The sequence below is a fragment of the Bradyrhizobium sp. MI1.10 genome, assembly GCF_055811035.1.
Genome location: NZ_JBVVPN010000051.1, coordinates 1 through 14,338 on the forward strand (window position 1 = coordinate 1; position 14,338 = coordinate 14,338).

At 64.9% G+C, this 14,338-nt stretch carries 13 protein-coding genes; 7 read left to right on the forward strand and 6 right to left on the reverse strand.

The genetic code is table 11. The features are described from left to right. Positions 1-22: 22 nt before the first annotated feature. Positions 23-1,252, reverse strand: a complete 1,230-nt coding sequence (locus AC0L3K_RS34360; protein ID WP_473367677.1) for an ABC transporter substrate-binding protein — start codon at positions 1,250-1,252, stop codon at positions 23-25. Between the two features lie 114 nt (positions 1,253-1,366). After that, positions 1,367-2,293: a class I SAM-dependent DNA methyltransferase gene (locus AC0L3K_RS34365; RefSeq protein ID WP_473367678.1), complete on the reverse strand. Its 927-nt coding sequence runs from the start codon at positions 2,291-2,293 to the stop codon at positions 1,367-1,369. A gap of 64 nt (positions 2,294-2,357) precedes the next feature. Here AC0L3K_RS34365 and AC0L3K_RS34370 point away from each other — a divergent pair, with 64 nt between their 5' ends. From AC0L3K_RS34370 to AC0L3K_RS34390, 5 genes are all read left to right on the forward strand, one after another. Next, complete coding sequence (locus AC0L3K_RS34370; RefSeq protein WP_473367688.1) at positions 2,358-3,395, forward strand: ligase-associated DNA damage response exonuclease; 1,038 nt, start codon at positions 2,358-2,360, stop codon at positions 3,393-3,395. Then, positions 3,392-5,269: an ATP-dependent DNA ligase gene (locus AC0L3K_RS34375; protein ID WP_473367679.1), complete on the forward strand. Its 1,878-nt coding sequence runs from the start codon at positions 3,392-3,394 to the stop codon at positions 5,267-5,269. Before AC0L3K_RS34370 ends, AC0L3K_RS34375 begins: the two co-directional genes overlap by 4 nt. A 283-nt stretch (positions 5,270-5,552) precedes the next feature. Continuing rightward, a complete protein-coding gene (locus AC0L3K_RS34380) occupies positions 5,553-5,855 on the forward strand; it encodes a DUF6460 domain-containing protein (RefSeq protein ID WP_219684570.1) in 303 nt (100 codons plus the stop codon). A gap of 78 nt (positions 5,856-5,933) precedes the next feature. Further along, on the forward strand, positions 5,934-6,668 hold the full coding sequence (locus AC0L3K_RS34385) for an MBL fold metallo-hydrolase (RefSeq protein ID WP_219684569.1): 735 nt from the start codon (positions 5,934-5,936) through the stop codon (positions 6,666-6,668). A 1-nt stretch (position 6,669) separates the two neighbouring features. Beyond that, entirely contained in the window at positions 6,670-8,001 is a 1,332-nt protein-coding gene (locus AC0L3K_RS34390) for an MATE family efflux transporter (protein WP_219684568.1), read from the forward strand. Positions 8,002-8,101: 100 nt separating this feature from the next. Here AC0L3K_RS34390 and AC0L3K_RS34395 read toward each other — a convergent pair whose 3' ends face one another. Together AC0L3K_RS34395 and AC0L3K_RS34400 are read right to left on the reverse strand one after the other, a co-directional pair. After that, on the reverse strand, positions 8,102-9,199 hold the full coding sequence (locus AC0L3K_RS34395; RefSeq protein WP_007599377.1) for a quinone-dependent dihydroorotate dehydrogenase: 1,098 nt from the start codon (positions 9,197-9,199) through the stop codon (positions 8,102-8,104). Continuing rightward, positions 9,196-9,540 (reverse strand): DUF952 domain-containing protein, encoded by a 345-nt coding sequence (locus AC0L3K_RS34400; protein WP_007599376.1) that lies wholly within the window; start codon positions 9,538-9,540, stop codon positions 9,196-9,198. The genes AC0L3K_RS34395 and AC0L3K_RS34400 overlap by 4 nt, the downstream gene beginning before the upstream one ends. A gap of 290 nt (positions 9,541-9,830) precedes the next feature. On the opposite strand from AC0L3K_RS34400, the gene AC0L3K_RS34405 reads away from it, so the two are divergent. Together AC0L3K_RS34405 and AC0L3K_RS34410 are read left to right on the forward strand one after the other, a co-directional pair. Next, on the forward strand, positions 9,831-10,484 hold the full coding sequence (locus AC0L3K_RS34405; RefSeq protein ID WP_219684567.1) for a S24 family peptidase: 654 nt from the start codon (positions 9,831-9,833) through the stop codon (positions 10,482-10,484). 139 nt (positions 10,485-10,623) lie between these two features. Then, positions 10,624-11,370 carry a carbonic anhydrase gene (locus tag AC0L3K_RS34410; protein WP_007599367.1) on the forward strand — a complete coding sequence of 249 codons (747 nt, stop codon included), beginning with the start codon at positions 10,624-10,626 and terminating at the stop codon, positions 11,368-11,370. A 125-nt stretch (positions 11,371-11,495) separates the two neighbouring features. On the opposite strand, the gene AC0L3K_RS34415 is transcribed toward AC0L3K_RS34410, so the two are convergent. Together AC0L3K_RS34415 and AC0L3K_RS34420 are read right to left on the reverse strand one after the other, a co-directional pair. Continuing rightward, the gene (locus AC0L3K_RS34415; RefSeq protein WP_007599366.1) at positions 11,496-13,139 is read right to left on the reverse strand and encodes a lysine--tRNA ligase; all 1,644 of its coding nucleotides are present in this window, start codon (positions 13,137-13,139) and stop codon (positions 11,496-11,498) included. Positions 13,140-13,319: 180 nt separating this feature from the next. Then, on the reverse strand, positions 13,320-14,255 hold the full coding sequence (locus AC0L3K_RS34420; protein WP_354200547.1) for a transporter substrate-binding domain-containing protein: 936 nt from the start codon (positions 14,253-14,255) through the stop codon (positions 13,320-13,322). Positions 14,256-14,338: the final 83 nt, after the last annotated feature.

The window sequence follows — 14,338 nt, forward strand, 5'->3', positions numbered from 1 at the left end:
CCCTACAGCATCCCGCCCGCCCCTACTCCGACATCGGCTTGTCGGAGATGTCCCAGTCCTTGCCGGTGAACGTGGAGATGAAGAGCGTCTTCATCGGCGTGTAATCGTCAGGCGTGTAGTCGTAGGCGACGCCGTCGAGGAAATAAGGCGAGTGGAAGCCTTTGAGGTTGGAGGCCTGCTTCAGCACGTTGGCGCGCGTGAGCTCGTCGCCGCAGCGGCGCAGGATCTCGCCCATGGTGACGGCCTGGCCGTAGCCGGCGAAGGCGATGGTGTTGTCTTGATCGATCGCCGGCGTGTACTTCTTGCGCAATTCCTCGAACGCCATCACGTCGGGATCCTTCTCCCATTTGGGCAGGCCGACCTCCTTGTTGTAGCGGATGGCGACGATACCGGCGGCGTTCTCGAGGCCCGCGGCATTGAGGATCGAGCGGCCGGTCGAGCCGGCCGACAGCAGCTGCAGCGGCTTCCAGCCGAGCTCGGCCACCTTGCGGATCGACTGCGACGACGCCTTGCCGGTGGAGATGTTGTAGAAGACGTCCGCACCCGACTTCGAGAGGTTGATGAGCTGGGAATCGACGGTCGGATCGGTCAGATCGTAGGTCTGCTCCATGATCACCTTGGCGGTGCCGCCGGCATCTTCCAGAACCTTCTTGAAGGGGCCGAGGAAGTCGCGGCCGAAATCGTCGTTCTGGTAGAGGATGCCGACCTTCGCGTTCGGCTTCACGCTGACGACGTGCCGCGCCAGGATGCGCGCCTCGGTCGGATAGAGCGGCAGGCCCGCCATGGTCCATTTGAACTCTTTCGGATTATTCCACTTCGACGCGCCGGTGTTGAGCAGCAGCTGCGGCACCCCCTTCGAGTTGAGGTATTTGTGCACGGCGGTCTGCGGCGCGGTGCCGAGCGAGCCGTAGAGCGCGAGCACCTCCTCCTGCTCGACCAGGCGCCGCGTCGCCTCGACGCATTTCGGCGCGCTGTAGGCATCGTCCATGGTGAGGAATTTGACCTTGCGTCCGTTGATGCCGCCCTTCTCGTTCAGCATCTGGAAATAGGCTTCGCCGACGCGCCCGAGCACGCCGTAGAGCGAGCCGGGGCCGGAATGCGGCACGGTCTGCCCGATCTTGATCTCGGTGTCGCTGGCGCCGGCATCGTATTTCTTTTCCGCGGCCCAGACATAGGGCGCGGGCAAGGTGGATGCCGCGATGGTCGCGAGCGCGGCGGCGCTGAAATCGCGCCGCGATGGATTCTTCGTCATTGTTCGTTTCTCCCTGGTGCGCGCATTGTGCTGGCATCGCCGCAGGGCTCGCAAGTGGGAAGTCACGGCTTTGCGACGCAATGACGCTCAAAGCGCCGCTTATAGCGCCTAAACTCAAGTTTTCTCGGCGACCACGACGAGTCCGCGCACCGGCTCGTTGTTCTCGGTGCGTGGCGAGGCCCGCTCCAATGTGAGGACCTTGAGGCCGGCCTGCGCCATCGCATCGCGCACATATTCCGCCGAATGGGCATAGCGCAGGCCTTCGCCGAGAACGATGCCGATGCCGTCATGGGTCTCCAGCGTGAACGCGAGCACGCCGCCGGACGCGAGCACGCGCCTGGCCTCACTGAGCACCGGCGCGAGATCGGGGAGATAGACGAACGCATCGGCAGCGACGACGAGGTTTGCGCTCGCCTCGCTCCTGCTGCGCAGGCCTTCGATCATGTCGGCGACTTCGAGCTCGGCATAGAGGCCGGTTGCGCGCGCCTCCTTGACCATGCCGGGCGACAGATCGATGCCGACGAACTGGTCGACCTGTTTTGCAAAGGCGGCGGCCGCAAGCCCCGTACCGCAGCCCAGATCGATGGCGCATTTGAAGAGGGCGGGCTTCTTCGCGGCGACGCGGGCGGCCACCACTGCCTTGAAGATCAGCGAGGGCGCGCGATAGCCGAGATCGTTGATCAGCACGTGCTCGAAGCGCGGCGCGTATTGATCGAACAAGGCCTGCACATAGGCCTTCGGCATCTCCGACAATTGCGCATCGCCGAGGCGTATCAGATGCAGATGAGCGCCGTGCTGATCGCCCGGGTCGGACTCGCGCGATTTGCGAAAGGCCGCAATCGCCTTGTCGCGCTCGCCGAGTTGCGCGCGGATTTCGCCGAGCGTGAACCAGGCCGAGGTGAAATTCGGCGCAAGCTCGATGGTCTGCTCCAGCAGGTCGGCGGCAGCCGCCAGATCGCCCTTGAGCTGGAGGTCGCGCGCGAACTCGAAGCGGCGGTCGGCCATGAGATCGCCGGAGGTCAGGAACAGGCGCAGGGGCATTGGGGAACCAGGGAACGAAGCGGTGATGACTCGAAGATGCGGGGTCGCAACCTATATAACAGGCATGCGTCCGCAAGACATCCTGCTGCCAGTTGCCGCCGGCCTATGCTGCAAGCCGGGCGGCTTCCATATCGACCCCGTCCGGCCGGTCGAGCGGGCCGTGATCACCCACGGCCATTCCGACCATGCCCGCGCCGGCCACGGCGCGGTGCTGGCGACGCAGGAAACGCTGGACATGATGCGGCTGCGCTATGGCGAGAATTTTGCCGGCTCGACACAAGCGATCCGCTATGGCGAGGAGATCCGGCTCGGCGATGTCAGCGTGAAGTTTCACCCGGCCGGCCATGTGCTCGGTTCGGCGCAGGTCGCGGTGACCTGCAAGGACACCTGCATCGTCGCCTCCGGCGACTACAAGGATGCACCCGACCCGACCTGCACGCCGTTCGAGCTCGTGCCCTGCGACGTCTTCATCACCGAGGCGACGTTCGGCCTGCCGGTGTTTCGCCATGGCGATGCCGCCGACGAAGTCAAGAAGCTGCTGGCATCGGTGGCGCTGTTTCCGGAGCGCGCGCATCTCGTTGGCGCCTATTCGCTCGGCAAGGCGCAACGCGCGATCGCACTGCTGCGCCAAGCGGGTTACGACGTGCCGATCTATCTGCATGGCGCGATGGAGAAGATCACGCATTACTATCAGAGCCGCGGAATCGAGCTCGGCGATCTCAGGCCGGTGAAGGGCGTCAAGAAGGCGGCACTTGCCGGCACCATCACGCTGGCGCCGCCCTCTGCGACGTCCGATCTCTGGACCCGGCGGTTTCCCGATCCAGTCACGGCATTCGCCTCCGGCTGGATGCGGGTGCGCGCCCGCGCGCGGCAACGCGGCATCGAGCTGCCGCTGGTGATCTCGGATCACGCCGATTGGGACGGCCTCACCGCCACGATCGCCGCGACCGGCGCCGGCGAGATCTGGGTCACCCACGGCCAGGAAGACGCGCTGGTGCATTGGTGCCAAAGCAAGGGTTTGCAGGCACGGCCGCTCGATCTGGTCGGCTATGGCGACGAGGAGGAGACCGAGACGCCGCTCGCTGACGAGGCCGAAGCATGAACCGCTTCGCCGAACTTCTCGACCGCCTCGCCTACGAGCCCGGCCGCAACAACAAGCTGCGGCTGATCACAAGTTATTTTCGCGAGGTCGCCGATCCTGATCGCGGCTATGCCCTGGCCGCGCTGACCGGCGCGCTGAGCTTCAAGCACGCCAAGCCCGCGCTGATCCGAGATCTGATCGCGTCGCGCACCGATCCGGTGCTGTTCGGATTGTCTTACGATTATGTCGGCGACCTCTCGGAAACAGTGGCGCTGATGTGGCCGAAGCGGAATGCACACAAGGACGAATCTTTTCCGGGCTACCCCTCTCCCCCGCCCTCCCCCACAAGGGGGGAGGGAGCGCAGTTGCGCGCGGCGCTATCAGTGAGCGCGAGAGCTAACAGCGATTCCCAAAGTGATGGATGCACGAACCTCACCGTTCCCTCCCCCCTTGTGGGGGAGGGTCAGGGAGGGGGGTACCGCGGGCGAGATGCCAGCGATGCGCTTCATCCGAGCAACCACAACAATCCACCGCCGCCGACGCTGACCGAGGTCGTCACCACGCTGCGCACACTCGGCAAGACCGAGCTACCAAAACAGCTCGAGCGCTGGCTCGACGAGCTGGATGAGACCGGCCGCTGGGTGCTGTTGAAGCTCGTCACCGGCGCGTTGCGCATCGGCATCTCCGCGCGGCTGGCCAAGACCGCGGCCGCGGCACTCGGTGACAAGGACCCGCATGAGGTCGAGCTGATCTGGCCCGGTCTCGCGCCGCCCTATCTCGACCTGTTCGCCTGGCTGGAAGGCCGCGGCGACAAGCCGGTCAATCGCGATCCCGCCCCGTTCCGCCCGGTGATGTTGGCGCACGCGATCGATGACACCGATTTCGCCGCGCTCGATCCCGCCGATTATATCGCCGAATGGAAATGGGACGGCATCCGCGTGCAGGCGGTGGCCGGCCGCGACGAGCACGACCGCATCACCGCGCGGCTCTATTCGCGCACCGGCGAGGACATCACCGGAAGCTTTCCGGATCTCGTTCCATCGTTGCGGCTACCCGGCGCCATCGACGGCGAGCTTCTGATCCTGCGCGAAGGGCGCGTGCAGAGTTTCAATGTTCTGCAGCAACGGCTCAACCGCAAGGTCGTGTCTCCGAAGCTGATCAAGGAGTTTCCGATTCATCTGCGCGCCTACGATCTGCTCGGCGACGACGAGAACGATTTGCGCGAGCTACCCTTTGCGGAGCGGCGCGAACGTCTGGAGACCTTCATCGGCAAGCTCGACGATCCCCGCATCGATCTCTCGCCCACCGTCGCCTTCGCAAGCTGGGAGGCGCTGACCGCCGCACGCGCCGATCCCGCGAGCGCCGGTGCGGGCGAAGACGCGGACGCCGTCGAAGGCGTGATGCTGAAGCGGCGCGACGCACCCTATTTGCCGGGACGGCCGAAGGGACAGTGGTGGAAGTGGAAGCGCGATCCGCACATCATCGACGCCGTGCTGATGTATGCGCAGCGCGGCCACGGCAAACGCTCGTCCTACTATTCCGACTACACCTTCGGCGTCTGGACCGCAGGTGCGGGCAGTGACGAGCTGGTGCCGGTCGGAAAAGCCTATTTCGGCTTCACGGACGAGGAGCTGCTCCAGATCGACCGCTTCGTGCGTCGCAATACCACCGAAAAATTCGGCCCCGTCCGCCACGTCGTGCACGAGCCGGACAAGGGCTTGGTGCTGGAGGTCGCCTTCGAGGGGCTGCAGCGCTCACCACGGCACAAATCCGGCGTCGCGATGCGCTTTCCCCGCATCAGCCGCTTGCGCTGGGACAAGCCGCCGCGGGAAGCCGACCGGCTGGAAACGCTGGAAAAAATGCTGAAAGCGGGGGCGGCGGAGATTGAGGCGTGAAGCGTACTAGGTGCGCTCCCTCTCCCGCTTGCGGGAGAGGGTCGGGGAGAGGGTGCCTCCACATTGGGAATCCCCAAGAGGAGAGAGCCCTCACCCGCCTTCGGCGCGACCTCTCCCGCAAGCGGGAGAGGTTGCAGCGAGCCTGCGGCACGATCATCTCGCAACGAAGGCGTACCCGCCCTGCCCGAATTAAAATCCCGTAAGCCGATTGACGCCCCGTTGCGGGTTCCCCATGTCCCCCGCCTTGCCCTATGATAGGGTCGAATCCCCTGAGGAGTTTGAGATGGCCCACGACGTCAGAGATTTGCCGGCCGGCCGCGGTGACGGCCTGAACCGCTTTCTCGGCGGCTCGCCGCTGGCGGTCGCGTTTCGCCTGGTGCTGCTCTCGATCCTTGTCGGCGTCGTGCTGGCGGCGATCGGCTTCGATCCCTGGAATATCATCTTAAGCATTCGTCTTCTGTTCCAGCGTTTGTGGGATCTCGGCTTCGACACCGTGAACTGGCTGTGGCGCTACTTCCTGCTCGGCGCTGTCATCGTGATTCCGATCTGGCTGCTGATGCGCGTTTTCGGTGCGCCGCGCAGGTAAGTCGTTAGTTTTGAGCATGATCTTGTCGGAAAACCGCTTCACACTTTTCCGGATCATGCTCTAGGGAGCTCGCGGCCGATGCAATTGCGCTTTGTCGGCTGCGGCGACGCCTTCGGATCGGGCGGCAGGCTCAACACCTGCTTCCACGTCTCGGGGCGCGAGGCCAACTTCCTGATCGATTGCGGCGCGTCGGCTCTGCCGGCGCTGAAGCGACTCGAGATCGACTGCAATGAGATCGATCTCATCCTGATCACGCATTTCCACGGCGACCATTTTGCCGGGCTGCCGTTTGTCCTGCTCGACGCGCAATTCTCGCGGCGGACGCGGCCGCTCACCATCGCCGGCCCCAAAGGCATCGAGACGCGGCTGCGTACGGTGATGGAGGCTCTGTTCGAGCATTCCTCCAAGACGGACCGGCGCTTCGAGCTGTCGGTCGTCGAGCTCGCGCCCGGGCAGAGCCAAAGCTTCGGCGCGGTGACGGTGACGCCCTATCCCGTCGTGCACGGCGAATCCGGCGGACCGTTCCTCGCCTATCGCATCGAGGCCGAGGGCCGCACGCTGGCCTACAGCGCCGATACCGAATGGACGGAGACGCTCATTCCGCTGGCGCATAGCGCGGACCTTTTCATCGTCGAGGCCTATATGTACGAGAAGGTGGTCAAGAATCACCTCAGCCTGAAGACCTTGGAACAGCACCTGCCCGAAATTAGCGCAAAACGCCTCGTCCTCACCCATATGAGCGAAGACGTGCTGTCGCGCCTCGACGACATCGCCCATCTCGCCGCCGAAGACGGCATGGTGCTCGTGTTCTGACATGCACGCACCCGTTCACTTGAAGATCGGTTCCCGTCAGGTCTTCGCCATCGCAGGCCCGGCGATGGTCGCCAACCTCACCACGCCGTTGATCGGGGTGGTCTCGACCACCGCGATCGGACGGCTCGACGATGCCGCGCTGCTCGGCGGCGTCGCAATCGCGTCCGTCATCTTCGATTGCCTGTTCTGGCTGTTCGGCTTCCTGCGCATGAGCACGCTCGCCTTCACGGCGCAGGCGCTCGGCGCCGGCGAGACGCGCGAGCTGACCGCGATCCTGGTGCGCGGCTTCATCGTCGCGGGCCTGATCGGCATGGCCCTGATCGCGCTGCAACTGCCGCTGGCCGCCGTGCTGTTCGACCTGATGGGCGGCAGCGAAGGCGTCACGCGCGCGGCGAAGACCTATTTCGTGATCCGGATCTGGTCGGCGCCGCTGGCGCTCGCCAATTACGTCATCCTCGGCTGGCTGGTCGGCCAGGCCCGCGCCAATCCGGCGCTCGCGCTCCAAATTGTCATCAATCTCGTCAACGCGGCCGCGACGATCCTGCTGGTGCTGGTCTACGACACCGGCATCGCCGGTGCTGCGATCGCCGCGCTGCTGTCCGAAGCGGCCGGATTCGGGCTCGGCATGATGGTCTGCCGCCGCTATGCGGACGGTGGGTTCGCGGTGTCATACGCAGAGCTGTTCGACCGGGCCAAGCTGATGCGGCTGCTGGCGGTGAATTCCGACATCCTGATCCGCACCGCGGCGCTGATCGCGGTGTTTCTGTTTTTCACCGCCAAGGGCGCGCGGGCTGGCGACGTCACGCTGGCCGCCAATTCCGTGCTCAACAATTTTCTGCTGGTCAGCGCCTTCTTCCTCGACGGTCTTGCCAACGCAGCCCAGCAGCTTTGCGGCCGTACGCTTGGCGCACGCGACGCCAGGGGATTTGCGGATTCGACCCGGCTGGTGCTGCTATGGGGGCTCGGCTTCGCGCTGGTCGTGTCCGCGCTGTTTGCGCTGTTCGGACCGAACTTGATCGATTTCATGACGACGAGCGAAGCCGTCCGTCGCGGCGCCCGGGAATTCCTGCCGTTCGTCGTGCTTGCGCCGATTCCCGGCGTGTTCGCCTTCGGCTTCGACGGCATCTATATCGGCGCGACCTGGGCGCGCGAGATGCGCAATCTGATGCTGGCCTCACTCGCGATCTTCCTCGCCACCTGGTGGGCGCTGCAATCGTTCGGCAATGCCGGGCTGTGGAGCGCGCTGATCGCCTCCTACGTCTCGCGCGGCGGCTTGCAGGCCGCGCGCTATCCGGCGCTGTACAGGAAGACGTTTTCGAAGCAGTCGCTGTAACGCGTAGCCCGGATGGAGCGAAAGCGTAATCCGGGACCTTCGCGTCCGCGGATAGAATCCCGGATTGGGCTTCGCTCCATCCGGGCTACGCGGCGAAGAGCTACATCCCCGGCCAGGCTTCCGCCGTCAACGTGGCGGCGTCGGAGCCGACGATCTCGGAGAGAGAATCCCGCCCGGTGCGCAATAGGGTCGAGGCGAGATCGCGCTTGATCTCGTCGACGAGGCCGAGGCCCTTGTAGACCAGCGACGAATAGAGCTGGATCAGGCTCGCGCCGGCGCGGATTTTCGTCAGCGCGGCGCCGCCCGAGTCCACACCGCCGACGCCGATCAGGGGGAATGCGCCCTCGACCCGCACATAGGTTTCCGCGACCATCCGCGTCGACAGCCGGAACAGCGGCCGGCCGGACAGGCCGCCCTGCTCCTTGGCGCGCATTTCCTCGCGCAGCGTGCTCGGCCGCGCGATCGTGGTGTTCGACACGATCATGCCGTCGACCCGGCGCGAGCGTGCGACCTGCACGACGTCGTCGAGCTGGGCGAGGCTCAAATCCGGCGCGATCTTGAGCAGCACCGGCGTGTCGCCGGCCTTTTGCCGCACCCGCTCGCGCGCGTCGATCACCCTGGCGAGGAGATCGTCGAGCAGCGCGCCTTCCTGCAGATTGCGCAGGCCCGGCGTGTTCGGCGAGGAAACGTTGACGGTGAAATAGCTCGCGACCGGCGCAAATGTCTCGATCAGCTTGACGTAGTCATTGACGCGGTCGGGTGAATCCTTGTTGGCGCCGACATTGACGCCGACGATGCCGCCGTGCTGCGCGCGCGCCGCGAGCCTGCGCAGCGCTGTCTCCGCGCCGTCATTGTTGAAGCCCATGCGGTTGATCACGGCCTCGTCGCGCTCCAGACGAAACAGCCGCGGCCGCGGATTGCCGCTTTGCGGCTTCGGCGTCACCGAGCCGATCTCGACGAAGCCGAAGCCGAGCCGCAGCAGCGCATCTGGCACTTCGGCGCTCTTGTCGAAGCCCGCGGCCATGCCGATCGGATTGGGGAAGTTGAGCCCGAACGCACGCACCGCAAGCTTGGGATCGTCAGCGTGCGGCTTGCCCGGCGGCAGGAAGCGCAGGCCCTGGATCGCGAGGCGATGCGCATCCTCCGGATCGAGCCAACGCAACACCGGCAGCGAGAGAGCGTCGAAAGCGCGGATCACGGGGCAAGCTCCGGAACATCGTGGCCACCGTCGGAGCGCGTGTTGAGGTTCATCACGGCAATCACCGCACCGAGATCGAGTTCGCCATAGAGATGCGGAAACAGCTCCTCATTGCGCGAACGCTCCCAGCGCAATGCGCTACCGAGCGCATCGCCGTCGACCTCGACCAGGAACAGCGCGCGCTGCCCGACGTAATGCTTGTGCAGGGTCTCGGGAACCTGGGCGGCGGTCGAGAAATGGATGAATCCGTCGCGCGAATCGTCCGCGCTGCCGCGGTAGACGCCCTGCCGTTCCGCCTCACGCCAGGCCGAGGCCGGACAGATTTTGTAGATCTTGACCACCGCTTACGCAGCCCTGTTTGCTCGTTGAGTCTTTTGGGGTTTTTGGGTCGTGCGGGTCCCTGAAACCCGGGCGCGACCGTAATGGCCGCCCCCTCCGAACTCAAGACTTAGAGCCATTTCCGTTCCGATGAAATCGAAGCGGAGCGCCAATTTCCTGCTTTGACGCGTTTCCTGGTGCGAACCGGTAACCGGTTCGCTTGAAAACACGCTCAGCGCGCCCCTTGCGCAAAAAGCGGAAAACCGGTTGATTCGAGGATAGTTTTCCTGAGTTGCGACGGGCTGGACCTTTCATGGTCAGGCAGGCCAAAGCGCAGAGGATCCTCACTCACGACCAGATCTGGGGCGCGCTGGATCGGCTGGCGGCGCGCGCCGGCTTGTCGCCGTCGGGCCTCGCCAAGCGCGCCGGGCTCGATCCCACCACCTTCAACAAGTCCAAGCGCGTCACCTCCGACGGCCGCGAGCGCTGGCCCTCGACCGAATCGATCGCGAAAGCGCTGGCGGCGGCAGATTCCTCGATCGACATTTTTGCCAGGCTGGTCGGCGACGAGGCAGGCGGCGGCCGCTCGGTGCCGCTGCTCGGCTTGGCACTGGCGGGCGCGAGCGGCGCCTTCGACGAGTCCGGCCTTCCCATCGGCAAGAGCTGGACCGAATTTGCCCTTCCCGCCGCCGAGGACAACCACAGCTTCGCGCTGCAGATTTCCGGCGACGCGCTTGCGCCCGCCTATCGCGACGGCGATATCATCCTGGTCGCGCCCGGCGTGCCGATCCGTAAAGGGGATCGCGTGGTGGTGAAGACTAAGGCGGGCGAGGTGACGGTGGCGACGCTGAAGCGCCGCACCGCAAAGGCTGTGGATTTGCAGCCGCTCGATGCCTCCCAGGCCGAGCGCAGGATGGCGGTGAGCGAGGTCGGCTGGATCGCGCGGATCGTGTGGGCAAGCCAGTGATCGCGTCTCGCTTGGCGTCGTGACCGGGCGATGATTTCAGCCGCGCCGCATCCGCCGCAGGCAGCCTTGCGACTCAGCGTCTCTCTCGCATAGGTTGCGGCCACTCATTGCCGAGCAAATTCATGTCAGGGGGAATATGATGGATCGCCGTCACGCATTGAAGGCCCTCGCAGGTCTTGCGCTTTGTCCGCTCTGCAAGCCGGCCTTCGCCGCCGAAGGTGCGCATTGGAGTTATGAAGGCGCCGGCGCCAAATGGGGCGATCTCGACGCGGCCAACAAGGCCTGCGCGGTCGGCCTGCAACAATCGCCGATCGACATCGAGGCGACGGTCAAATCGCAACTGCCCGCGCTGAAGCTGAACTGGGGCAAGAGCGCCGACACCATCGTCAACAACGGGCACACGATCCAGCTCAACTTCACCGAGGGCAGCACGCTCACGCTCGGCGACGTCAAATACAAGCTGCTCCAGGTGCATTTCCACCGGCCGAGCGAGCACATGATCGGCGGCAAGAATTTTCCGATGGAGGCGCATTTCGTCCACCGCAACGATGCCGGCGGGCTCGCCGTGGTCGGCGTGCTGATGGCCGAGGGCAGGCCGAACCCTGCCTTCGGCAAGATCGTCAAGACCATGCCGGCCGCGGAAGGCCCCGCCGTGAAGGCGGATTCGACCATCGATCCCCACGCCATGCTGCCCACGAGGCTCAGCTACTTCCGCTATCCCGGCTCGCTGACGACGCCGCCTTGCTCAGAAGTGGTCGAGTGGCTGTTGTTGACGACCCCCATCCAGGCGTCGGCCACCGACGTCGCCGCATTCGCAAAGCTCTACCCGATGAACGCGCGCCCGGTGCAGAAGGATAACCGGCGCTACGTGCTGCGGTCGACCTGAGCGGGGGGCTGAAGGTCCGTAGCCCGGATGAGCGAAGCGACATCCGGGACCGCTGGTGCGGCTAACTAGCGAAAACCCCCGGATGTCGCTTCGCTCATCCGGGCTACGCGTTCGCTACAACCGCCTCACGCACTCCGCGCCAGTGCGCCGTCGATCATGTTCACCGCGTTCTGCACGCCATACACCGCGACAAAGGAGCCGAAGCGCGGGCCCTTTTCCTGGCCGAGCAGCACCTGGTAGAGCATGTTGAACCAGTCGAGTGTCACGCCGGGACGGCCGTCCTTGCCCTTCTTGACCGGATCGAGGAACGGCTCGCGGCGGCCGATCTCGTAGACGACGTTCTGGATGTCCTCGGCCGTGGCATCCTGCGGAAGCTGCGATAATGCATCGCGCAAATCCTGCAGCGCCGCGCGCTCGGTCTCGGTTGGCTCGCGGAACGTCTTCGTCGGCGCGACGAAGTCGCGATAATAGTTGATGGCATAGCCGACCATCGCGTCGAGCTTGGGATGCGTCTGCGGGCTCACGCCAGGCCGATAGCGGCCAATGAAACCCCACAGCGTCTCGGCATTCTCCGCATTCGACGACGACACCAGCGTCAGCAAGAGCTGGAACGTGACGGGCATATCGAACTTCGGCGGATGGCCGCTGTGAACGTGCCAGACCGGATTGCCGAGCTGCTGTTTGGCGTCCTGCTTGGCAAAGCCGTCGATGAACTGCTGGTAGTCGTCGACGTTGCGCGGGATGACGTCGAAATACAGCCGCTTGGCCGCCTTCGGCTCGCGATACATGAACAGCGACAGCGATTCCGGCGAGGCGTAGCGCAGCCATTCGTCGATGGTCAGCCCGTTGCCCTTCGACTTCGAAATCTTCTGGCCCTTGTCGTCGAGAAAGAGCTCGTAGTTGAAGCCCTCCGGCGGCGTGGCGCCGAGTGCCCTCGCGATCGCGCCGGAGAGTTTGACCGAGTCGATCAAATCCTTGCCGGCCATCTCGTAATCGACGCCGAGCGCAACCCAGCGCATCGCCCAGTCGGCCTTCCATTGGCACTTGACGTTGCCGCCGGTGACCAGCGTCTCGACTTCCTGGTTGGTATCGGGATCGAGATAGGTCACGGTGCCGGCCGCAACGTCGCGGCGGATCATCGGCACCTGCAGCACGACACCCGTGGTCTTGCTGATGGGGAGGAACGGCGAATAGGTCGCGCGGCGATCGGGGCCGAGCGTCGGCAGGATGATCGCCATCACCTTGTCGTAGGCCGCGAGCATTTTAAGCAGCGTCGCGTCGAAACGGCCGGACGTGTAATAGTCGGTCGAGCTCGCGAATTCGTAGTCGAAGCCGAAATGATCGAGGAAGGCGCGCAGCCGCGCATTGTTGTGGTGCCCGAACGACGGGTACTCGTTGGAGAACGGGTCCGGCACGCGCGTCAGCGGCTTGCCGAGATGCGCGGCCAGCATCTCCTTGTTGGGGACGTTGTCGGGCACTTTCCGAAACCCGTCCATGTCGTCGGAGAACGCGAGCAGGCGGGTCCTGATCTTGTTCTCGGTCAGCACATGAAAGGCGTGCCGCACCATCGAGGTGCGCGCGACCTCGCCGAAGGTGCCGATATGCGGCAGGCCTGATGGCCCGTAGCCGGTCTCGAACAGCACCTCGTCCTTCGGGCTTTTCTTCAGCCGCGCGACAATGGCCTTCGCCTGCTCGAACGGCCAGGCGTTGGATTGTTCGGCGAGCGCACGCAGATCGCTCGGGTTCGCGGCAAGATCGATAACGGACATCTAAGGGGCCTCCGGGGCGCGGAAAATAGCGATTTCCGGGCAGAATGCAATTTTGCGAGACGGTGCAACCGCACCCACCGTCATTGCGAGCGAAGCGAAGCAATCCAGAATCTTCGCGCAGAAGCACTCTGGATTGCTTCGTCGCTGCGCTCCTCGCAATGACAACGAGGAGGCAGCGAACTAAAACGGGCTCACCGAGAAGTACCGCAGCCACAGATCCGTGTAGCGGCCCTTTTCCCAGACGCGGAACATCGCCCAGTTCAGGGCCTGGCGCAGCACGTCGTTGCCCTTGCGCACGGCGATGCCGATGCCTTCGCCGAAGAACCGGCTTTCGACGAAGGGACCGCCGGAGAAGGCGCAACAATCGCCGGAATCGGTGCCGTTGATCCAGAACGCAAGCGCGATGGCGTCGCCGAAGATGAAGTCGACCTCGCCCTTGCGCAAGGCGGCGCGCACGGCATCGTCGTTGGGATAGGGGTGCAGTTCGGCGTCGGTGAACATCGCCTTGAGATAGGCCTCATGCGCGGAGCCGGCGATGACGCCGACCTTCTTGCCTTCGAGATATTCGGGCCGGATCTCCGGCATCACCGCGTCCTTGCGCGAGGCGAAGCGCGCCGGCACGCGGTAATAGGGATCGGTGAAGTCGACCCGGGCGCGGAGCTGCGGGCTCACCGCCATCGAGGCGATGATGGCATCGCCCCGGTTGGAGGCGAGCGCATCGACCAGCGTCTCGAAGCGGCGCATCTGCACCGTGCAGGTGACCTTGATTTCCTCGCACAGGCTGCGTGCGAAATCGACGTTGAAGCCGGCCGGATTGCCGTCGGCGCCGGTATAGTTGAACGGCGGATAGTCGGTCTCGGTCAGGAAACGGATCACTGTCAGGCGCGACAGGTCCGGCCGCTCCGGCCGCCGCCGTGGGTCCCAGAAGCCCGGCACGGCCTGGGGTGCGGCTTGCGGCGCGACCTGAGGTGAGGCTTGCGGCGCCACGGGGGGCTGCTTGGCCGGAGCCTGCGCCTGCGCGCACGGCGCGGCAGCGAGCAGGCAGACGCCGACGACCAGCCCGGTCAGCAAGCCACGGGCGGATTTGGACGATTTCGCCTGTTGCGATGGAGCCATCGGCTGAAAATGAACGATTTTCGTTGGGATCGGAGGGCCTTATAGCCCATCCGGCCGGGAACGCGAGCGCGGATTGCGGCGAA

Excerpts from the sequence above, each read along its gene's own strand:
- AC0L3K_RS34360 (WP_473367677.1), bottom strand. The coding sequence starts at position 1,252 with ATGACGAAGAATCCATCGCGGCGCGATTTCAGCGCCGCCGCGCTCGCG.
- AC0L3K_RS34365 (WP_473367678.1), bottom strand. The coding sequence starts at position 2,293 with ATGCCCCTGCGCCTGTTCCTGACCTCCGGCGATCTCATGGCCGACCGC.
- AC0L3K_RS34370 (WP_473367688.1), top strand. The coding sequence starts at position 2,358 with ATGCGTCCGCAAGACATCCTGCTGCCAGTTGCCGCCGGCCTATGCTGC.
- AC0L3K_RS34375 (WP_473367679.1), top strand. The coding sequence starts at position 3,392 with ATGAACCGCTTCGCCGAACTTCTCGACCGCCTCGCCTACGAGCCCGGC.
- AC0L3K_RS34380 (WP_219684570.1), top strand. The coding sequence starts at position 5,553 with ATGGCCCACGACGTCAGAGATTTGCCGGCCGGCCGCGGTGACGGCCTG.
- AC0L3K_RS34385 (WP_219684569.1), top strand. The coding sequence starts at position 5,934 with ATGCAATTGCGCTTTGTCGGCTGCGGCGACGCCTTCGGATCGGGCGGC.
- AC0L3K_RS34390 (WP_219684568.1), top strand. The coding sequence starts at position 6,670 with ATGCACGCACCCGTTCACTTGAAGATCGGTTCCCGTCAGGTCTTCGCC.
- AC0L3K_RS34405 (WP_219684567.1), top strand. The coding sequence starts at position 9,831 with ATGGTCAGGCAGGCCAAAGCGCAGAGGATCCTCACTCACGACCAGATC.
- AC0L3K_RS34410 (WP_007599367.1), top strand. The coding sequence starts at position 10,624 with ATGGATCGCCGTCACGCATTGAAGGCCCTCGCAGGTCTTGCGCTTTGT.
- AC0L3K_RS34415 (WP_007599366.1), bottom strand. The coding sequence starts at position 13,139 with ATGTCCGTTATCGATCTTGCCGCGAACCCGAGCGATCTGCGTGCGCTC.
- AC0L3K_RS34420 (WP_354200547.1), bottom strand. The coding sequence starts at position 14,255 with ATGGCTCCATCGCAACAGGCGAAATCGTCCAAATCCGCCCGTGGCTTG.